We start from the raw sequence: 20308 nt of genomic DNA on the forward strand, positions 1-20308 counted from the left end.
CTAGAGCTCCTAGGATCCTGGCTAGGAACCCCAGGGGAGGCATCGCATGGTCCGTGCCGGAATCACCGCCGACCGACTGGTCGCGGCGGCGGCCGAGTTGGCCGACGAGGTCGGGTTCGAGCAGGTCTCGCTGTCCGCGCTGGCGCGCCGCTTCGGGGTGCGGGACGCCAGTCTCTACACACATGTCCGGAGCCTGCAGGACCTGCGCCACCGGCTCGCACTGCTCGCGGGCGGCGAGATGATCGACCGGATCGGCGTCGCCGTGGCCGGGCGGTCCGGGCGGGACGCGCTGGCCGCCTACGCCGACGCCTACCGCGCGTACGCCCTCGAACGTCCCGGACGGTACGCGGCCACCCAGATCCGGATCGATCCCGCCCTCGTCGACGCCGACGCCCCCGCCATGCGCCGGACCGTCGAGATCACTTACGGCATGCTGCGCGGCTACGGCCTGGCCGAACCCGATCTGACCGACGCCGTACGCCTGTTGCGCGCCACCTTCCACGGCTACTGCGCCCTGGAGGCCTCGGGCGGCTTCAACGCTCCGCGCGATGTCCGCGCCTCCTGGGACCGGGCGGTCGACGCCCTGCACATCGCACTCGAGAACTGGCCCCGCGAGGAGACCGACCACCATGTCTGACCTGTACTACGACGTCACCGGCAGCGGCCCCGTGCTGCTCGTGCTCCCGGGCGGAGCCGGGCACCCCATGGGCCTGGCCCCGCTCACGGAACGCCTCGCCGCGCGCTTCACGGTCGTGACCTACGACCCGCTGGGCCTCGCCCACGGCCGCCTGGGCGAACCCGTCGCCGACCAGCATGTGGCGGACTGGAGCCAGGGCGCGCACCAAGTACTGGAGGAGGTGCTGGTGCCGGGCGAGTCGGCGTACGTCTTCGGCACCAGCACCGGCGGTATCACCGCCCTCGATCTGCTGGCCCGGCACCCGGACCGGCTCCGGCACGTCATCGCCCACGAGCCCCCGTGTGTCACGCTGCTGCCGGACGGGGAGCGGCTGCGGGCGGAGCTGATCGGGCAACTCGGCGCCGGGCACCGGGACTCCGGCGAGCCGACCCCTTTCTCGGTCTTCCTCGCCCATGTCCTGCGCCCGTTCTCCGCCTACCGGCCGGCGGCCGGCCTGCCCCGCCTCACGGTGGCTGCCGGAACCGATTCGCGAGGCCAACTCCTCTACGAGGCGGCGGAGTTCACCGCCGAGCACACCGGCGGCGCCTTCATCGAGGTCCCGGGCGGGCATCTGGGAACCCTTGAGCACCCCGTCGCGTTCGCGGACCGGGTCACCGAGACGCTGCTCGCGACCGGGTAGGGGGCAACCTTCCGGGGACCGGCGGCGACCAGCAGACATGACATCTGCACCACGCACCACAGGACACCGCCGCGTGCGCGTCTTCCGCAAGCCCGTGATCGGCGTGCTCGCGGTCGGCGGGCTGCTGGCCGGCACCTGGTACGCCACCGCCGGCGCGGCCACGACCCCGGACCTGAAGATCACGTCCACGGCGGTGAGCCTCGGCGCCAAGTTCCCCTATCTCTCGGCGGGTTACAACGACACCCGGGAGTGGAACCGCACCGCCACCGCCGTCGCCCCCGACGGCACCATCCGCGTCGCCTGGCCCGCCGCCGACGGCGTGCACGTCACCCCGCTGACCGCGGCAGGCAAGCGGTCCGGCGCCGACACGGTCGTCAAGGGCACGAAGGAAGTGGGCGGTCTGGTCGCCCACGACAACGGTTTCGCGCTGCTCACCCGGGTCGCCGACACCAACAAGTGGAAGGAGACCGCGGCGGCGATCGTGCGCTACACGGGCGGCAAGCGGACCTGGACCACCAAGCTCACCGGCACCGCCTCCCACGACACCTCCCCCACCCTCGACGGGCAGCTCACCTGGAACGGCTCCAAGTACGGCGCCTACTTCGTGGTGCACGGCGCGGGCGGCTTCGCCGACGGGCACTTCGGCGACAAGCTGTCGTACCTCAGCGCGGGGGGCAAGAAGCTGAGCGGCGGCTGGAGTTGGGGGTGCAGCCACAACGAGGGCATCGCCCTGCACGCCGAGACCTCCGGCGCCTTCACCTCGCTCTGCTTCGACGACTGGCGCTCGGGCCTGTTCGTCTCCACCGGCATCGGCGCCCCGGACGTGGCCCCGGTCGTCCAGCGGGAGCAGTGCTGGGCAGGGTACTGCGGTGGTACCTTCCCCGGCCGCACCGGCGACCTGGTCAAGTCCTCGACCGGCAGGTATGCGACCGCGTTCGCCTCCCGGGGCGCGGCCGCCGCGAAGAAGAACCCGGACGACAGCAGCGGCCGCGGCTGGACGGTCACCCCGAAGACCGCCACCCACCAGGTCGCGATCGCGTTCCTGAAGAACCGCAACTCCGGCCCCGGCAAGGCGATCTACCTCACCAGCGCCAAGACCGTCGAAAACGTCGACGTGCACCTCGCGCCCTACGGCAAGGACAAACTCCTGGTCTCCTGGGAGTCCCTGAAGAACGCCAAGTGCTCGGCCGGCACCTGCACCGGCACCTTCACCGGCACCCACCTGCGGCTGGTCGACTGGAACGGCACCTCCGTCAGCGCCGACAAGGTGGTGAGCGCGCGGTTCACCGGTGACATCGCGGTCCTCAAGGACGGCTCCCTCAGCTGGGCCTACGCGCCCGTCACCCCGTCCTACGGCAGCCCGCTCAGCGGGGCGTCGCCGACCACGACGACGCTGCGGATCGCCCGCCTCACGCCGTGACGGACGCCGCCGTCCCCCCTTCGGTGCCGAGCGACTCGGCCATCCGGCGCATGACCTCGACGGGCAGCGCCGGGTTGCGGGCGGCGTCTTCGGCGGTGTCGGAGCGCCGCAGCAACTGCGTCAGCAGTCCTGCCGGCAGGTGAGGGTGGACGGCGGCGGCGCGCCGAACGTGGTCGTGGGGGTCCTCCAGCAACCGCGCGGCGGCGACGGCGGACAACCGGGGGTCGGTCGCGGCCCGGCGCCGCACTTCGTCACTGGGGTCGCGGCTGAGCCGTTCCACCAGGCCGGGCGTCGACTCGGGGTCGTCCAGGGCGAGTCGACGCATGCGCGGGCTCGGGTCGTCCGCGTGGCGCACAAGGCCCTGGCGGGGGAAGTTGGGGTGGCCGCGCGGACGGTCGGGGTGGGTCAGGCTGCCGGTCCACCACCGCCACACCCGCAGCAGCATCTCGGCGGGCGCGTCGTCGCAGGACTCGGCGAGGAAGAGCTGTACGACCCGATCCTCGTCGTCGGCGAGCCGGGCGACGACGTCCGGCGGGAGATGCCGGGCTCGGGCGACGCTTCGGCGGACGAGGGGATGGGTGGAGGCGGCCAGACGGCGCATGGCCTCGGGGTCGTCGTGGAGCGCCACGACCCACTGGAGTGCGTGACGGCGACCGTGCGAATCGAAGTCGACGGGAATGGCCGCGCGTTGTTCCTCGGTGAGGTCGGCGCGGACGGACACCGTCCGGCGGACGTCCGCGTCGGGATCCCCGGCCAGCAGGGCGACCAGGTCGGCGTCCAGCCGCGGGTTCAGGGCGAGGGAACCGCGCTCGGCCACGTCCCCGTGCCGTGCCAGGTGTTCCGCGAGACCGCGCTCCAGCAGGCAGCTCTCCAGCGCCTCACGCTTGATGTCCCCGGACTCGTACACCGACCGGGGCATCGGGTGGTCCCGGTGGTGCAGCAGCAGGGCCTGCTCCCGCACCGTGCCGTGCGGGTCCGCCAGGAGCGCCGCCCGTGCCGCCGCGTCGAGATGCGGCCAGACCTGCCGGCAGGCAGCCGCCCGCACCTCGCCGTCGGCATCGGTGGTGGCCAGGGCGACCGACACGGTGGCAGGCAGATCCTTGAGGCGCACGGCTTCGCAGCGCACGCGTGCGGACGGATCCGCGGCCAGTCCGCGGCAGGTGTCCTCGGGCAGTTCGGCCCGGCGGTCGGCGGCCACCATGGCGAGGATCCACCGCTGCCGTTCGTCCCGCTCGGCCGCGATCACGCGTGCCCACTGCCCGGGGGTGATGTTCGGCTGGACCTCGGCCGCGAACCCCCGGACCTTCCAGTCCGGATGGGTCAGCAGGGCGTCCACGACGTCCGTCGGCAGGGCGCGGTACATGGCGTGGTGGGACCTCCCCAGCAGCAGGGGCCGCAGGTCCGTCGGGAGGGCCGGGTTGAGCGAGAGACCGAGCGCCCAGGCGCCCAGCAGCTTCTGCGTGGGCCCAGGTCCCCGGAACAGCGCCTCCCAGGCGGCCGCCCGGCCCTCGTCGGTCTCCGCGGCGGCCGCCCGCGCACTCTCCTCCTGCCGCTCCCTGATCCGGTCGACGGCGACCAGCCAGACCGTGTACTCCTCGGTCGTGGCACCCACCAGGGCGTCCCCGTCCAGGGAGAGCGTCGCGAACTCCGGCCGCCCCGGCCGCTCGCCGAGCACTCCGGCGAGGTCCCAGCCGTCGCTGAGCCGGACCCGTGTCCAGCCCCGGTGCGGGTTGCCGTGGAAGGAGACGAGGAACACCCCGTCCTTGCCGAGGATGCCCCTCTCGGACGCCAACCGGTGCCACTGCGCGTTGAGTTCGGCGACGGCGTCGGGGTGGTCGAACGCGACCTCCCCGGTCGGCCGCGCCTCCCACGCGATCACATGGCGCCACGCCACCGGCGGCGGCACCACATCCTCGACACACGGCTCCCCGGCGAGCTCCAGCCCGGCCCGGCCCAGCAGTTCGACGAGTTCGTCTCTCCACCCCATGATCCACATGATGGCGGAAGCGGCTCAGCCCTGGGCGGTGCGCTCCACTTCCACTCCGGACTCCTGCCACCGGACCCGGAGCCCGTGACCGCCGCTCCACAGCACCGTCAGCTCCCGGTCGCCCTCGGCGCGTACGGTCACCGTCTCCCCCAACGGTTCGGCGTCCGCCGCGCCGGTGAGGCGGCTCAGCGCGACGAACAGGGTCGGGCCCTCCCCCGTGACCCCGGTCAGCGCGTCGTCCAGGCCCACGGCGGGCTGCAGTTCGGCCCGCAGCCCCTCCGGTGCCGCCCACCCGGTCACCCGCACCGGAGCCCCGGCCGCCGCCCCCGTCACCCGGAAGGCGCGCACCTCCACGGCGCCCTGCGCGAGCACGACGCTCGTCACCCGGGCGCGCCCACCGGCCGAGTGCCGCGACGCCGCCCACCCCTCCCCCACGCCCAGCGGCTCGATCCCCGTGCGGCTCGGGTCACCGCCGACGATCACGCTGTTGTCGTACGACGCCGAGGGCCCGGTCACGGTCGAGTAGCCGAGGCGGGTGTAGTAGGGGTCGTAGCGGACGTCCTCGCTGCCGTGGTTGTGGAGGCGCACGATCCCGTCCGAACTCGTGGACTGGAGCAGCCAGTTGGCCGGAGCGATCGGGGTGAGGGCGTCGGCGCGTTCCGCGGGGGCCGGTTCCTCATGGGCCGTCCACACCTCGTGCTCCGGCGGGAGCAGCAGGCCGAGGAAGCCCTTGCTCGCCCAGTACGGGGAGGCGGGGCCCGAATAGCCCTGCAGGACGGCGGGGTCGGGGCCGTGCCAGCCGAGGGTCAGCAGGTCCCGGTCGTCCAGCGCGTCCCGGTCGAGGAAGTACCTCAGTGCTCCGGAGGCCAGTCGGCGGGTCTCCCCGGGGAGCAGGGGGGTGCGGCCCGTGAGCGCGCCCAGCCACAGCGGGGCGGTGGTCGCGAAGCGGTACGTCAGGGAGCGGCCCTGGTGCATGGGGGCGCCGTCGCCGCCGAACAGGCGGGCGTAGTCGGCGAGATGGCGTTCCAGCCGGCCGCCGTACAGGTCCAGCAGCTTCTCGTCACCGGCCAGCCAGGCGTGCAGCACCGGATAGAGGTGCATCGCCCAGCCGTTGTAGTAGTCGAACTTGCGGCCGTCGCCGTCCGTGTACCAGCCGTCGCCGACGTACCACTCCTCGATACGGGCCAGGCCGTGGTCGATCGCCTGCTGGGCGGCCTCGGGCCGATGGCCGACCTCGGCCAGGAAGCCGCCGACCGTGACCGGGAACAACTCCCAGTTGCAGGGCCAGGGTTCGGCGGTCAGCGCGTCGGCGAGCCAGGCCGCGGCGCGCTGCCGTACGGCGTCGTCGAGCCGGTCCCACAGCAGGGGGCGGGTCAGGCGCAGGGCGAGGGCGATCGAGGCGGCTTCGACCAGCGGCTGGCTGCGGTCCTCGATGCGCGGCCAGACGCCGGACACGCCGGCCGCGAGTCCGTCCGCGTATCGCTGGAGCGCGGTCTCGTCGCGGCGGAAGGCGGCGAGGAGCAGGGTGCGGGCGTAGCCCTCCAGGCCGTCGGAGAGGTGACCCGACCAGCTCTGGTGGTCGCCGGGCAGGTGGTAGAGGGCGCGGTCCGGGGTGGCGTACGGCTCCACGGCGGCGAGCAGCGCGTCGGCCGCGGCCTCCCAGTGGGAGCGGGTGTAGCCGGTGCGCGGGCTGGGACGGCGGTCCTCGGGAGGCAGCTGCATCAAGAGTCTTTCTCGTTCATCCCGTTCGAAGCACTCGTACTGCTGGAACCTGGGGCGCCCCGGTTCCGGTCGGGGCGCCCCAGGGGCTCATCCCGCCCGCACGGTGCCCCGGGGCACCAGGTGCTGGGCGAGCAGTTCGTCGCGCACCAGGCCCGCGTAGACGGTGGCGCCGTGCGCGGAGGTGTGCGTGTTGTCCTTCTCCTCGTTGTACAGGTACAGCGCCTTGGAGCCCTCCACGCCGAGGGACTCCACCAGCGCCTTGGTCTTCGCCGTGAGGTCGATCAGCGGAACGTCCTCGGCGGCGGCGACCGAGCGGATCACCTCAGGATGATTGACGCCGAGCCCGTTGACCAGAAGCGCGATGTCGTTGTTGAGCGTGCCGTCGGCATTGAACCAGCGGCGGACGATCGGCGTGACCAGGACCGGCCTGCCGCCCTTCTCCCGTACGCCCGCCACCAGTGTCTCCAGGTTCGCGCGATAAGTCGCCTCGTCGGTCGTCTTGTCGTTGTGGGCCAGCTGGATCAGGACCAGGTCACCGGAGTGGATCAACGGCTGGACGGTACCCCAGAGTTGGGGGTTCTGGAGGTAGGTCACGGTACTTTCGCCGGAGTCGGCGTAGTTGGCGACGGCGACGCCCTTGCGCAGGTACTGCGGGAGCTGCTGGCCCCAGCCGGAGTAGGGGGCGGCGGGCTGGTCGCAGACGGTGGAGTCGCCGACCAGGAAGATCTGCCGGGTGTGCCGGGAGGCAGGGGTGACGCGGATGCCGGCGAGTGCGGGGGCGGAGCCGCCGAGGGCGAGGTCCAGCCCCGGGGTTCCGTCCGGGCCCGTCGGCTCGCCCTCGGGGGTGCGGACGTTCACGGTGAAGCTGCGGGTGACGTGCCGGCCCGCGGCCACGGCGGTCTCGGGGAGGAGCGAGCGCCGGGTCTCCCCGCTGATGCCGGTGCTGGACGCGGCCGTGCCGCCGAGCCGGACCGTCACGTCGTAGTCGCCCGGCGGCACGTCGAAGTGGCAGCCGGTCGCGGTGCAGTTCTCGATGCCGAGCGGGGGCTGCCGGTCGTGGGCCTGGGCGGCGGGAGCGGCCGTCAGACAGGCACCGAGGACGACCGCCGCGAGTGCGGCGACACGAACACCGTTGAAACGTCTCACCCGGGACTCCTCCGTCGCGGTGACAGGGTCAGGCCGGGACCGTACCGCCATCCACAAGCGCTTTCTAGCCCTTGGACCGTTTTCACGAGATTGCCAACTCCAGGTGCGCGAAAGCCCTTTCGCGAAATCGATTCAACTGTCACTCTCACAGACACCCGCACCCCCGCCCCACCGAAGGAGGCACCCCCATGTCCGGATCCACCGGGAGACCGCTCGGACGCCGCACCTTCGTCCTCGGCAGCGCGGCCGCCGCCGGCACCGCCGCCCTCACCGGCCCGCTGGCCACCACCGCCTCGGCGGCGGGCTTCGGCTGGTCGGACGACGGCTCCAACTACGTCGTGGACACCGGCGCCAGCCTGGTCTTCAAGGTCAGCAAGACCAACGGCGACCTGACCTCGCTGGTCTACAAGGGCGCCGAGTACCAGGGCTACGGCGGCAAGAACTCGCACGTCGAGTCGGGCCTCGGCACGTCCACGGTGACCATCGCCCAGTCGGGTTCGACGATCCTGATCTCCGTCGCGTACGGCACGCTGAAGCACTACTACGCGGCCCGCAGCGGCGAGAACAACGTCTACCTGTGGACCAACAAGGCCGACTCGTCCGTCACCGCCACCCGCTACATCGTGCGCGTCAAGGCCGGCCTGTTCCTCAACGACGAGCCGGACTCCTACACCTACGCGCCCACCGTCATCGAGTCCGCGGACGTCTTCGAGAAGTCCGACGGCCAGACCCGCGCCAAGCACTACTCGAAGCTGCGGGTGATGGACTACAACTACATCGGCTGGACGACCGGCAGCGTCGGTCTGTGGATCGTCCGCAGCAACCACGAGAAGGCCTCCGGCGGCCCGTTCTACCGCTCGCTGCTGCGCCACCAGAGCGCCGACGGCGGCGGCCTGTACGAGATCCTGTACTACGGCGAGAACCAGACCGAGTCGGAGCGCTACGGCCTCCAGGGCCCGTACGTCATCGCCCTCACGGACGGCGGCGCGCCCTCCTCGTCCCTGTACCCGGGCACCCTCACCACGTCCTGGGCGGACTCGCTCGGCATCTCCGGGTACGTTTCGGCGAGCGGACGCGGACGGGTGGCCGGCGTCGGCATCACGGGCCGGGACACGGCGTACCCGTACACCGTGGGGCTCGCCAACTCGGCTGCCCAGTACTGGGGTTCGGCGCGCTCGTCGGACGGTTACTTCTCGGTCGCGGGTGTCCTGCCCGGGACGTACACCCTCACCGTCTTCAAGGGCGAACTGGCCGTCTACACCACCTCGGTGAGCGTCTCCGCCGGGGCGACCACCACCCTCAACAGCATCGCCGTCCCGTCCTCCAACGATCCGGGCAACGCCTCCGCGATCTGGCGGATCAACAACTGGGACGGCACACCGGGCGGGTTCAAGAACGCCGACCTGATGACGTACGCGCATCCGTCCGACGTGCGGGCCGCGTCCTGGACCGGGAACGTGGTCGTCGGCAGCGGCACCGAGACCTCGGCCTTCCCCTGCTACCTGTGGAAGGACGTCAACAGCGGGATCATCGTCTACTTCAGGCTGACGGCCGCCCAGGCCGCCGCCGCGCACACCCTCCGGATCGGCGTGACGACGGCCTACGCGAACGGCCGGCCGCAGGTCGTCGTCAACGACACCTGGACCTCGGCCGTCCCCTCGCCGCCCACCCAGCCGAGCACCCGGTCGCTGACCGTGGGCTCCTACCGGGGCAACAACTACACGTTCACCTACAGCGTCCCGGCGTCCGCCTGGCTGACGGACACCAGTGCCTACAACACGCTGAAGATCTACGTGGCGAGCGGCTCGGGGACGACGGGCTTCCTCAGCGCCGGCACCTCGATCGACGCGATCGACCTGCTGACCTGACCTGATCGGTCATCAGGTGCCACGCGTCCACTGCTGATTCGTGCCGCCGTTGCACGTGTACGTGATGATGGCGGCCGAGTCGGCGGTGGACGCGCCGGACACGTCCAGGCACTCACCGCTGGTGCGGGCCTTGATGTTGACGTAGGAGCCGGAGGTGACGACCGACCACTGCTGGGCGGTGGCGCCGGTGCAGTCCTCCTGGGTGACGTCGGTGGAGTTCTCCTGGAGGCAGAGCGAACTGCCCCGGCCCATCAGCTCGTAGTAGCCGGTACCGAGGTCCTTGAACCACCACTTCTGGTTGGTGCCGCCGTTGCAGGTGTACTGGCTGATCGCGATGCCCTCCCAGAGGGACTGGTTGGGGACGTCGGCGCACTTGCTGCTGTGCCGGGCGATCAGGGTGTTGTACGTGGCACTGGTGCCGCTGACCGTGCCGGCGGCCGTGTCGACGGACACCTCCGGGTACCAGGACATCGACATAGAGGTGGAGGTCGGGAAGGTCAGCGGCAGCCAGACGTACCGGGAGTCGTCGACCGTGCCGCCGAAGGAGTTGCCCCAGCGGTCGCCCATGTAGAGGTACGAGGTGCCCGAGGTGCCGGTGACCGGGAGGACGTACGCCGTCTGGGAACCGTACGCCGTGGAGTCGCCGACATTGGTCCAGGAGGTCCAGGGGCCGGAGAGCGAGGTCGCGGTGGCGTACTTCTGCTGGTTGGGACTCCAGCCGGTGGCGGCCGACGTCAGCATGAAATAGACGCCGTTGCGCTTGAAGAGCGCCGGGGCCTCGCGGCTGGCGCCGGCCCAGGGATTGGCGACCAGGCTGTCGATGGCGGTGTAGTCGGCCGTGAGCTTGTAGATGTGCAGGTCGGCGTTCTCGTTGGACGCCGAGACCATGTAGGCCGTGCCGTCGGTGTCGACGAAGGTGGTGATGTCCCGGGACATGTACTGGCCGAGCGGCTGGAAGCTGCCCTGGTAGGTGTAGGTGCCGTCGACGGTGCTGGAGACCGCGACGGCGGCCTTGGCCTCGCTGTAGTCGACGCCGTTCTCCTTGTGCATCCACATCACGAACTTGCCGGTGGAGGCGTTGTAGATGACCTTCGGGCGCTCGATGTAGGCGGTGCCGAGTTCGGAGGCGGAGGACTGGGTCAGGACGTGGTTGCGGAACTCCCAGGTCTTCAGGTCGGTGGAGCGGTAGGCGTCCACGTACTTGAAGGTGTTGTCGGAGTTGCGGTCCTCGCCGAACCAGTAGTAGTAGCTGCCGACCTTGATGACCCCGCCGCCGTGGGCGTGGACGATGTTCCCCGAAGTGTCGGTGAACTGCGTGCCGTTGGTGACGGTCTGCGCGGCGGCCGCGGCCGGACCCGCGGTGGCCAGCGCGCCGATCACCGCCAGGCAGAGGGACAGCAGGATCGCGTACGCACGTCTCATCTCACACACGCTCCTCGAGGGGGGGAAGGACCGATCCGATCGTTCGTGATTCCGAACTGCATTTGTCATCACGAACGTTGTGATCGCCGAAAAGGTAAGGGCGTGTTACGAGGAGGTCAACGGGTCTGACGAGACATGGGGGAAAGCGATTTCTGACTGTCTGGGATCCGGGGCCCGGTTTTCTGTTATCCGCGGCCGTGCGCGCCGTCTCCGATGACGTGCGCACCCTTCTCCACACCACCGCAGCGGCCGCCGGCGCCCTGGCCGCCCTGCTGGCCTCCGCCCCTCCCGTCCTCGCCGCCGGCGCCCGGGACGTCACCGCCGACGTACTGGCCGACCGGGACGTGACCCTCACCGGCGACACGGTCGTCACCGTGCCGGCCGGGACGACGACGTACGACGGCGTCCTGCACGGCGAGGGCACCCTCACCGTGCGCGGCGGCGGCACGCTGATCCTCACCAGGGACAGCGACTTCACCCTGCCGAAGGCACGCCAGCGGCAGGTCGTGCGCACCCAGGGCGGCAACCACCCGTACACGACGGTCACCAACCCCGACCCGCCCGCGATCACGGTCGAGCGCGGTACGACCCTCCAGTACGGCACGGGCGGCGGCACCGGCCTGATCGGCCACTTCCCCTACAACACCCCCGGCTACCAGCTCAACGAGCTCAACATCCGGGTCGACGGCACCCTGCGGCTGTCCCTGACCCGCACCTTCAACATCGGCACGATCAGCGGCTCGGGCCTGGTGACCCAGCCCCGCAACATGTGGGGCACGCTGGACCTGGCGGGCACCCACCCCTTCTCCGGCGTCATCGACAACGGCACCGGCATGGCCGTCGGCCGCCCCGAGTACCCCGTGGCCCTCCCCGCCGCCCGCGCGATCGTCAACCAGGGCTCCTGGATCATCGACACCCCGCTGGGCCAGACGATCACCCTGCGCCAGGACTTCTACCAGCGCGAGTACGGCAGTGACGTCAACGTGCACTCGCGGCCGGGCAGCAAGGTGGTCCTCACCGGCCAGTACAGCTACAGCGACCGGGGCGGCGACACGAACCCGTCGCTGAGCGATCCGTCCCTCAACTGGAAGGCGGTTGCGCACCAGTTGAACAAGCGCGGCACCAACATCGAGGGCGCCGACGTGCACTGGGGCGACGGGACGACCCACCGCATCTTCATGCCGGGGACGAAGGACACCGTCTACATCAACCTGCACGAGGCGAGCGGCCGGCGTTCGAAGCTCACCTTCGACTACGACGGCCCCGTGACCCTGGGCGCCCCGATCGGCGGCGGCCGCTACCACGACACGCTGGCCGCGCCCGGCGCCGGGGACGTCGTGATCGCGGGCACCCGCGGCAACGACGTGACCTTCGCCGCCGCCCAGGACTACGACGGCTCGACCACGATCGGGAACGGCGCGGTGCTGCGGCTCGGTTCGGGATCGAAGGGCGGCGACGGCTCGCTCCTCACCGGCACCGAAGGCCGGCGCGTCGACAACGACGGCACCCTGGTCGTCCGCAACACCTCGACCCCGATCCGGCTCGCGTACCTCGGCGGCTCCGGATCCCTGGTGCAGTCGGGGGCGGCCACCACCACGCTCACCGGCGGCGCGGTGACGTACACGGGGACGACCACCGTCAGCCGGGGCACACTCGCCCTGCGCTCCGGGGCGACCCTCGCGCACAGCGCGGCCGTCCGGCTCACCTCGGCCGGGGCCCGGCTGGACCCGGGCCCGTCGGGCCTGCGGGTGCTGACCGCGCTCTCCGGTACCGGCACCGTGCTGGGCTCGGTCACCAACGACAGCCTGGTGACGAGCGGGCTGACGGTGAAGGGGGACTACACCCAGCACAAGCGGGGCGAACTGGTCCTTCGGAAGGCGCCGTTGAAGGTGACGGGCCGCGTCTCCCTCGCCGGCGCCTTCGACATGTCCGCCGCGGGCACCGCCCCGGCCCCGCGCATCACGGTGATCGACCACACCGGCAAGGCCCCGACCACCGGCACCTTCGACGGCCTCGCCGAAGGCACCGCGGTCAAACTGGCCGACACCGTCTACCGGATCACCTACCGGGGCGGCGACGGCAACGACGTGGTCCTCGCCGCCGAGACGGCGAAGCCCTCGACCAAGGCCGACACCACCGACACCACGCCCTCCGCTCCCCCGACGGTGACCACCCGCACCGCCGCCGACTCGACGCAGGCCTTCGGCTGGTGGCCCTACGCCCTCGCCCTGGGCCTCCTCGGCGGCCTGATGGTCCCGGCGGGCCTGCGCACCCAGAAGAAGGGGCGCCGCAGGGGCGGGCGGCACGCGGCCTGACCGGCTACGGGCGCCGTCCGCTGGGCGGCTCCGGAAAGCCGAGCTCCGGTGCCAGGGTGCGTGCCTCGGCCGCCCAGTCCGCGAGGAAGGCGAGGGCCAGACCCCGTTCCCGGTAACGGAGTTCGGCGGAGACCGGGCGGCCGCCGCCGTAGTCCAGCTGTACCTCGCCGGCCCGGGCCAGCATCGCGGCGGTGAGCCAGTCGTACTTGACCGCCGAGGCGCACACCGCGAGCCGTACCAGCCGCTCGTCGACGTCCCGGCCGGACTCGCGCACGCCCTCGACGTAGGCGTCGTAGGCCGCCGCCGCGTACTCGGGCAGCCGGGCGGCCGGGACGAAGAGGTCGAAGACGGAGTCGGGCAGGTAGTTGCCGAGGTCCTCGCCCAGGGCGCCGTCCCCGGCGAACGACCAGTCGAGGGCGACCGCGGTGGGGCCGTCGGAGCGGAGGTTCGCGGGCCACATGTCGAGGTGGCAGAAGGCCCGCGGCAGGGCCTCCAGCACCTGGAGGAACCACTCGCGGTCGTGGTGCAACCGGACCGCCTCGCGGCGCAGGCCGGGCGGGAAGTGGTCCCGGACCAGGGGCTGTCGCCAGGCCTCGTCGTCGTCCAGGAGCTCCTGGCCGACGGTCTTGCTGCCGATGTACTGGCGCAGGAAACGGCGGGTCAGCCACGGGCGGTCGCCGATCCGCGCAGCTCCCTGGGCGGCGCCGAGGCGGCGGGCGTGCTCGACGTGCCGGGCGAGCGGCCATGCGGTGCCCGGCTCCCCCGGGACGTCCTCCAGCCACAGCGCGATGTCCCCGTCGAGCCGCTCGACGCGGGCGAGCAGCCGGGGCGCGCGGATGCCGTACGGCTGCCATGCCCGGGCGAGACCGGACTCGTAGACGTACGCCTCGCGCCGCCAGTGGTTCCAGTGCCGCGGCTCGTTGGAGGCGGCCCAGCCTCCGGTGGCCGCCTTGCCCTGGGTCAGCACCTTCAGAACGGCCGAGCGGTGGCCGGCCCGCACTCGCCACACGCCGCCGGTGACGCCGTTCCTCGGGTTGTGGACGAGGGGTTCGAACACGGCTCCGTGCGCACCGAGCACCTCACGGGCCTCGGTGTCCGGGAGTGTCGTCTCAGGCATCGCCCAAGGCTAGATCGATCTGCGCGGCACCGCCCACGAGAATCCTCTGGCCGTCCGTGCCGGGATGTACGACGGCCGTGATCGTCGCCGGGGTGCCCAGTGAGTCGCCCATGTCGGCGGTGGCTCCGGGGAGTCCCTCGCGTGCCAGGTGCGCGCCCAGACAGGCTGTGCTGTTGGCGTTGGCGATGTCCTCGGGGACGCCGATCGACGGGGCGAACATGCGGGCCGTCACCCGGCCTTCGGGGGTCGGGGCCGAGTAGAGGTAGCAGCCCAGCAAGGCCAGCCGGTCGCAGGCGGCGCGGAGGCGGTCGGGGTCCGGGGCCACCGCGGAGACGGCGGACCCGGTGGGCAGCGGGACGAGGAGCCGCGGGCGGCCCAGGGTGGCGACGACGCAGCCGGGCAGGTCCCCGGCGACGCCCAGGGCGGTGAGCACGTCCGCGTGTTCGCCGGCCTCGGGTGCGCGCAGGGTGACCGGTCCGGGTGCGAACCAGGCGGCCAGGCCGCCGTTCCCGTCGTGCCGGATCGCCCGGCCTTCGAGGGTTCCTCCCCGCGTCCGCAGGGTGACCCCGTGGGTGCCGGCGCGGGCGGCGAGGACGGCGAGCGCCGCGATCGTGCCGTGGCCGCAGCCGGGGAGTTCGCCCTCGGCGGTGAAGAAGCGCAGCGCGACCTCGCCGCCGTCCCGGCCGGGCGAGAGGAACACGGCATGGGACGTACCGGCCCGGACGGGCACCTCGCGGCGCTCGTCGTCGGTGAGCGGTATGTCGTCCAGGACCGCGGTGGGGCTGCCCCCGCGGCCGTCGCGCAGACAGGCACGGACGATGGTGACGTTCACGGGAGCGAGCGTAGAGGAGGACGCCGTGGCGGCGTCGGGCGGCTGCCGCGGTCACGTTCAGCCAGTGGACGCGGTCGGCCGTTCGGTGCCGGGTCGACTAGCGTCGAAGGTATGACCAGCGACAACTCCCCCAGCCTCGCCGACGCCCTCGCCGCCGGGACGGTCGTGCTCGACGGCGGCATGTCCAACCAGCTGGCGTCCGCCGGGCACGACCTGAGCGACGAGCTGTGGTCGGCGCGGCTGCTGGCCGACCGGCCCGACGCGGTCAGTGACGCGCACCTCGCGTACTTCAGGGCGGGCGCCGATGTCGCGATCACCGCCAGCTACCAGGCCACGTTCGAGGGCTTCGGCAAGCGCGGGATCTCCCACGAGGAGGCCGCCCGGCTGCTCGCGCTGAGCGTGGCGCTGGGGCGGGACGCGGTGCGGCGGGCGCGGGCCGAGGGGATCGTACGGCCGTTGTGGGTGGCCGCCTCGGTCGGGCCGTACGGGGCGATGCTCGCGGACGGCTCCGAGTACCGGGGGCGGTACGGGCTGAGCGTCGACGAGCTGGAGCGGTTCCACCGGCCTCGGCTGGAGGTGCTGGCCGGGGCGGGGCCGGATGTGCTGGCGCTGGAGACCGTGCCGGACGCGGACGAGGCGGCGGCGCTGCTGCGGGCGGTGCGGGGGCTGGGGGTGCCGGCCTGGCTGTCGTACAGCGTGGCGGGTGGGCGGACGCGGGCGGGGCAGCCGCTGGAGGAGGCGTTCGCCCTGGCGGCGGAGGTGGACGAGGTGATCGCGGTGGGGGTGAACTGCTGTGCGCCGGAGGATGTGGACCGGGCGGTGGAGGTGGCGGCGCGGGTCACCGGGAAGCCGGTGGTGGTCTATCCCAACAGCGGGGAGGTGTGGGACGCGGAGGCGCGGGCGTGGACCGGGCGGTCGTTGTTCGACACCGGGCAGGTGGAGGGGTGGCGGGATGCGGGGGCTCGGTTGATCGGGGGGTGCTGCCGGGTAGGACCGGAGGCGATTGCCGGGATTGCTCGGGTGGTGTGAGGGGCGCCGGTTCGCCGTTGGCGTTCGGGCAGTGGGCGGGCGCGGGCCCGGTGGGGGCTGGTCGCGCAGTTCCCCGCGCCCCTTTCGGGGCGCTGTGGTTCCGTTGGCGCTAAGGTCGCCGTGGGAACCGGTTGGCGGGGGTGGGGTTGACCAGGAAGAGTGGGGACGCGGGGCGGAGCACCATTCGTGATGTCGCTGCCCGTGCGGGGGTGTCCGCGTCCACCGTGTCGCGGGTGCTGGGTGGGGAGTATCCCGTCAGTGCCGCCACCCGGAACCGTGTCCTGCGGGCCGTCCGGGAGATGGACTATGTCGCCGATGCCCGGGCCAAGGCGGTGGCCGGGGTCGGGACGCCCACGCTCGCCTTCGTGCTGGAGGACATCACCGGGCCGTCGTTCGCGCACATGGCGTACGGCGTCGAGCGGGAGGCGGCGCGGCTCGGGCATCTGAGTCTCGTGTGCAGCACCGACGGTGACGTGCGGCGGGAGCTGGAGTTCATCGGGATGATGCGGGCCCAGCGCGCCGCCGCCGTGATCCTGGTGGGCGGGGCGGCGGACACCCCCGAGTACCGGGAGCGGACCCGTCGGGTCGCCGACTCGCTCGCCTCGGCCGGTTCCCGGCTCGTGCTGTGCGGGCGGCCGCCGCTCGGGCCCGGCGCGCCGGTGACGGTCATCGAGTACGACAACGAGGGCGGTGCCTACGCCCTCGTCGCGCACGTCCTCGCACAGGGGCACCGGCGGGTGCTGTTCCTCGGCGGGAAGCCGGACCACACGACGGCCATGGGGCGGGAGCGGGGATATCTGGCCGCGCATCGGGCCCGGGGGCTCCACCCCGACCCCGCTCTTCTCCTGCACGGCGACTTCACCCGGGACTCCGGGCACCGGCTGATGCGGCAGGCCCTCGCCCGGGAGCTGGAGTTCAGCGCGGTGGTCGCCGCCACCGACATGGTGGCGGCGGGCGCGCTGACCGCGCTGCACGAGGCGGGGCTCACGGTGCCGGGTGACGTGTCGCTGGCCGGGTACGACGACATACCGTTCGCCCGTGATCTGCACCCGGCGCTGACCACCGTGCACGTGCCCTACGAGGAGCTGGGGCGGCTCGCGGTACGGACCGCGCTCGGGCACGGCGGGGAGGCGGCCGACGAGCACCTGCTGCTCGGCACGCATGTGGTCGTACGGGACTCAGTGGCGGCGTACGGCGGCCACTGAGCGGCGCAGCCTGCGTACCGCCAGGGCCAGTTCGGCCGTTCGTTCGGGGTGCGTCGGCGGCGTGCCGGGGGTCCAGAGGGCGAACTCCGCGTCCCGGGGGCCGGACACGGTGCGGGGCTCGCCGTCGCCGAGGACGCGGACCGGGTGGGTGTCGTCCCAGGGCTGCCAGCCGGGGTCGCCGGTGGTGGCGAAGCGGACCCAGGCGCCGTGCATGGCGTCGGCGAGGTCCTGCGGGGCGCCCGCGCCGGCCAGCCGGGCCGCGTCGGGCAGCTCCCCGGTGTCGAAGACGAAGCCCAGTTCCAGGGCGTGGCAGGCGCCGAGGCCGGGGCGGTTGGAGGGCCAGGCGAACTCGTAGAGGTAGGAGGAGCCGGGGCGGGCCTCGGCCAGCCGGTGCAGCGGGCGGCGGAGCAGGCGGTCGGTGACCATCTGGCCGACGATCTCGGCGGGCCCGGCCTCGGGATTCAGGGTGCGGTAGCCGCGCGGCACCTCGTGGCCGACACGGCAGCGGGCCATGGCACCGGCGAGGGCGACCGGGCCGAGCCGGTCGACGTGGTCGACGAGGCCGCCGGGGACCAGCCAGAGCCGGTACTCGTCGCGGGTCCAGCCCATCAGGAGGTCGACGCCCTGCGCCGCCTCGCCGTCGAGAAGGGCCTGCAGCGGGTCGCGGGGGACGAGGTCGCCGTCGAGGACGATGCCGAACGCGGGGCCGCCGAGGACCGGGCTGCTGAGTCTGCCGACCTCGGCCTGGGTGCGCAGCAGCAGTTCGCGGTCGACCTCGGCGAAGGCCTGGGCGGTCGCGGGGATCCGGAGGCGGCTGGCCATCCGGCGGACCATGCGCCGTACCTTGTCCCGGTCCGCGGCCTCGGGCGGGCCGCTCTGCAGGACGGCCCGCCGGATCAGGCCCTGGGCCTGGGGTGCGGCGAGCAGGGCGCCGGCGCTGATGGCGCCGGCGGACTGGCCGCACAGGGTGATGCGGGCCGGGTCGCCGCCGAAGGCCACGACGGTGTCGTGGACCCAGCGCAGGGCGGCGAGCTGGTCGCGCAGGCCGGGGTTGGGCGGGGTGTCGGGGAACAGCCCGTAGCCCTCCACGCCCAGCCGGTAGTTCACCGAGACGAAGACGACCCCGTCACGAGCGAACGCATGACCGTCGTACACCGGTACGGCCGAGGATCCCCTGGTCAGGGCGCCGCCGTGCAGCCAGACGAGGACCGGGAGCCGGGCACCCGGGCCCGGCTCCGGGGTCCACACGTTGAGGTTGAGGCAGTCGTCGCCGGGGACCACCGGGTCGGACAGGTACTGCGCGAACGCCTCCGAGTACGGCGGTTTGGGCGCCGTCGGCCCGAAGGCGCCCGCGTCCCGGACGCCGTCCCAGGGCTCGGGCGGCACGGGCGGACGGAACCGGTGTTCCCCGAAGGGCGGAGCGGCGTAGGGGATACCGCGGAACACGGCGACCCCGTGCTCCCATCTGCCGCGCACCGCCCCGTACGGGGTGTCGGCCACGGGGCCCGCCGAACCCCTCGGGCCCTCGATGTCCATGAGGTCCTTGGGGTCCTGCGGGTCCCTCCGGTCTGCCGTCATCCGCCCACCAGCTCCTCCCGCCGCGTGTGCCAGTACGCCGGTATGACAAGAGCACCACATGCGCTCCCGGTATTCCGGCACACACGGCGGTCGGACGGACGCGCGCGGCTACTTGGCGTACATCAGGGTGCCGAAGCCGAGCTGGTCGAAGCCGCCGCTGTCGGAGCCGTAGTCCCCGCCGCCGCCCTCGGGGGCGACCAGGTTGTAGTACATGGCGGAGATGTACTTGTCGTCGAGGTTGATGCGGCGGTTGTAGTGGAAGTGGAGCATCGCCCAGACGGGGCGGATCTGGCCGCGGGAGGAGGCGGAGATCGCCGTCTGGGACGACTGGGCGCAGCTCTGCCCGGTGCCCCAGGTGTAGGTGGTGAAGGGCACGTCGCTGCCCGAGTTGTACTTCGCGACGTACTGGGCGGCCTTCATGAAGCGACGGCTGTCGTACGAGTACAGGTCGTCGCCCTGGTTCCAGGCCATCTCGCAGATCGCGCCCATCTGGCCCATGCCCATGACGGTGTGGCCCTGGTCGCGGCCGGACTCCTGCCACTGGCCCAGCGCGTAGCCGTCGGAGTCGGTGTACAGGTAGGGCACCGCGTGCGCGATCGAGCCGTTGCCTGCACCCGACTTGAAGTAGGTGACGGCCTGGTCGTACTTGGCCTTGTCCTCGTTGAGGATCCCGATGGCCAGGATCGAGGCCATGTTGCACAGGTCCCAGTTGGCCCAGTAGTTGGTGATGCAGGCGTCGTTGTGGTTGGTCAGGAAGCTGTTGTTGAGCGGGTAGAAGACGTTGGCCAGCATCGACTGGGCGGCGGCGAGGTCGAAGCCGCTGTAGTCGCGCATCAGCTCGCAGGCGTTGGCGAACTGCCAGCCGTAGAGGCCGGCCGCGAGGAACCGGTCGGCGTCCCCGGTGACCGTGGTCAGCGTCCTCGACCAGGCGTTGAGGATGTTCGCGGCGCACACGGCGTTGGCCTCGGTGCCGCCGACCTTCCAGCGCAGGGCGTTCTGGTAGGCGGCGGCGATGTCGCTGTAGAGCAGGCTGTAGTTCTGCCCGGTGCCGCCGCGGATGATGGTGGCGGTCGCCCGGTTGGTCCAGGTCGACTGGGAGTGGGAGTTGGCGGTCAGCTTGTTCCAGCCGGACAGCCAGGGGTCGGTGCCGGCGGCGACCCGCACCTTGGCACGGTTGATGTCACCGGCGTTGTGCAGCATGCCGGGGTGGGTGAAGGCGGCCGGCGCCGCGTCGGCCACCCGGGGGGCGGTGACCGAGGCGGCGACGGCGAGCGCGGCGGCGGACTTCAGGACACTGCGGCGGCTCAGCCCGCTGGTGTCCGATGTGGGTGTTACGCGGCGGCTCATCGCG

At 72.3% G+C, this 20308-nt stretch carries 15 protein-coding genes; 7 read left to right on the forward strand and 8 right to left on the reverse strand.

Annotated features, from left to right (window positions below):
* Nucleotides 1–46 precede the first annotated feature (46 nt).
* Genes ACWGKQ_RS11405 through ACWGKQ_RS11415 form a run of 3 tightly spaced genes read left to right on the forward strand, consistent with a single transcriptional unit; the run spans nucleotide 47 to nucleotide 2736 of the window.
* Nucleotides 47–637, forward strand: coding sequence for a TetR/AcrR family transcriptional regulator (locus tag ACWGKQ_RS11405; RefSeq protein WP_453291660.1), 591 nt, complete (start codon nucleotides 47–49; stop codon nucleotides 635–637).
* Nucleotides 630–1316 (forward strand): alpha/beta fold hydrolase, encoded by a 687-nt coding sequence (locus ACWGKQ_RS11410; protein ID WP_453291661.1) that lies wholly within the window; start codon nucleotides 630–632, stop codon nucleotides 1314–1316. The genes ACWGKQ_RS11405 and ACWGKQ_RS11410 overlap by 8 nt, the downstream gene beginning before the upstream one ends.
* Nucleotides 1317–1353: 37 nt before the next feature.
* Nucleotides 1354–2736, forward strand: coding sequence for a hypothetical protein (locus ACWGKQ_RS11415; protein WP_453291662.1), 1383 nt, complete (start codon nucleotides 1354–1356; stop codon nucleotides 2734–2736).
* On the opposite strand, the gene ACWGKQ_RS11420 is transcribed toward ACWGKQ_RS11415, so the two are convergent.
* From ACWGKQ_RS11420 to ACWGKQ_RS11430, 3 genes are all read right to left on the reverse strand, one after another.
* Nucleotides 2726–4723, reverse strand: a complete 1998-nt coding sequence (locus tag ACWGKQ_RS11420) for a PE-PGRS family protein (RefSeq protein WP_453291663.1) — start codon at nucleotides 4721–4723, stop codon at nucleotides 2726–2728. The two genes, ACWGKQ_RS11415 and ACWGKQ_RS11420, sit on opposite strands and share 11 nt — an antisense overlap.
* A 24-nt stretch (nucleotides 4724–4747) precedes the next feature.
* Nucleotides 4748–6445 carry a DUF2264 domain-containing protein gene (locus ACWGKQ_RS11425; protein WP_453291664.1) on the reverse strand — a complete coding sequence of 566 codons (1698 nt, stop codon included), beginning with the start codon at nucleotides 6443–6445 and terminating at the stop codon, nucleotides 4748–4750.
* A gap of 87 nt (nucleotides 6446–6532) precedes the next feature.
* Nucleotides 6533–7591: a rhamnogalacturonan acetylesterase gene (locus ACWGKQ_RS11430; RefSeq protein WP_453291665.1), complete on the reverse strand. Its 1059-nt coding sequence runs from the start codon at nucleotides 7589–7591 to the stop codon at nucleotides 6533–6535.
* A 188-nt stretch (nucleotides 7592–7779) separates the two neighbouring features.
* Between ACWGKQ_RS11430 and ACWGKQ_RS11435 the strand changes: the two genes are divergently transcribed.
* Nucleotides 7780–9459, forward strand: a complete 1680-nt coding sequence (locus ACWGKQ_RS11435) for a rhamnogalacturonan lyase B N-terminal domain-containing protein (RefSeq protein WP_453291666.1) — start codon at nucleotides 7780–7782, stop codon at nucleotides 9457–9459.
* A 12-nt stretch (nucleotides 9460–9471) separates the two neighbouring features.
* Here ACWGKQ_RS11435 and ACWGKQ_RS11440 read toward each other — a convergent pair whose 3' ends face one another.
* On the reverse strand, nucleotides 9472–10881 hold the full coding sequence (locus tag ACWGKQ_RS11440; protein ID WP_453291667.1) for an RICIN domain-containing protein: 1410 nt from the start codon (nucleotides 10879–10881) through the stop codon (nucleotides 9472–9474).
* A 218-nt stretch (nucleotides 10882–11099) separates the two neighbouring features.
* Between ACWGKQ_RS11440 and ACWGKQ_RS11445 the strand changes: the two genes are divergently transcribed.
* Nucleotides 11100–13196 carry an autotransporter gene (locus ACWGKQ_RS11445; protein WP_453291668.1) on the forward strand — a complete coding sequence of 699 codons (2097 nt, stop codon included), beginning with the start codon at nucleotides 11100–11102 and terminating at the stop codon, nucleotides 13194–13196.
* A gap of 4 nt (nucleotides 13197–13200) precedes the next feature.
* Here ACWGKQ_RS11445 and ACWGKQ_RS11450 read toward each other — a convergent pair whose 3' ends face one another.
* Both ACWGKQ_RS11450 and ACWGKQ_RS11455 read right to left on the reverse strand, forming a co-directional pair.
* Nucleotides 13201–14313, reverse strand: coding sequence for an aminoglycoside phosphotransferase (locus tag ACWGKQ_RS11450; protein WP_453291669.1), 1113 nt, complete (start codon nucleotides 14311–14313; stop codon nucleotides 13201–13203).
* Entirely contained in the window at nucleotides 14306–15145 is an 840-nt protein-coding gene (locus tag ACWGKQ_RS11455) for a PhzF family phenazine biosynthesis protein (protein ID WP_453291670.1), read from the reverse strand. Before ACWGKQ_RS11455 ends, ACWGKQ_RS11450 begins: the two co-directional genes overlap by 8 nt.
* Before the next feature lie 111 nt (nucleotides 15146–15256).
* Between ACWGKQ_RS11455 and mmuM the strand changes: the two genes are divergently transcribed.
* Both mmuM and ACWGKQ_RS11465 read left to right on the forward strand, forming a co-directional pair.
* Nucleotides 15257–16174, forward strand: a complete 918-nt coding sequence (gene mmuM, locus ACWGKQ_RS11460; RefSeq protein WP_453291671.1) for a homocysteine S-methyltransferase — start codon at nucleotides 15257–15259, stop codon at nucleotides 16172–16174.
* 146 nt (nucleotides 16175–16320) lie between these two features.
* The gene (locus ACWGKQ_RS11465) at nucleotides 16321–17379 is read left to right on the forward strand and encodes a LacI family DNA-binding transcriptional regulator (protein WP_453291672.1); all 1059 of its coding nucleotides are present in this window, start codon (nucleotides 16321–16323) and stop codon (nucleotides 17377–17379) included.
* Here ACWGKQ_RS11465 and ACWGKQ_RS11470 read toward each other — a convergent pair.
* A complete protein-coding gene (locus ACWGKQ_RS11470) occupies nucleotides 17353–18915 on the reverse strand; it encodes a carboxylesterase/lipase family protein (RefSeq protein ID WP_453291703.1) in 1563 nt (520 codons plus the stop codon). The two genes, ACWGKQ_RS11465 and ACWGKQ_RS11470, sit on opposite strands and share 27 nt — an antisense overlap.
* A gap of 150 nt (nucleotides 18916–19065) precedes the next feature.
* Nucleotides 19066–20304, reverse strand: coding sequence for an alginate lyase family protein (locus ACWGKQ_RS11475; protein ID WP_453291673.1), 1239 nt, complete (start codon nucleotides 20302–20304; stop codon nucleotides 19066–19068).
* Nucleotides 20305–20308: the final 4 nt, after the last annotated feature.

Source organism: Streptomyces sp. NPDC054770 (assembly GCF_053611985.1).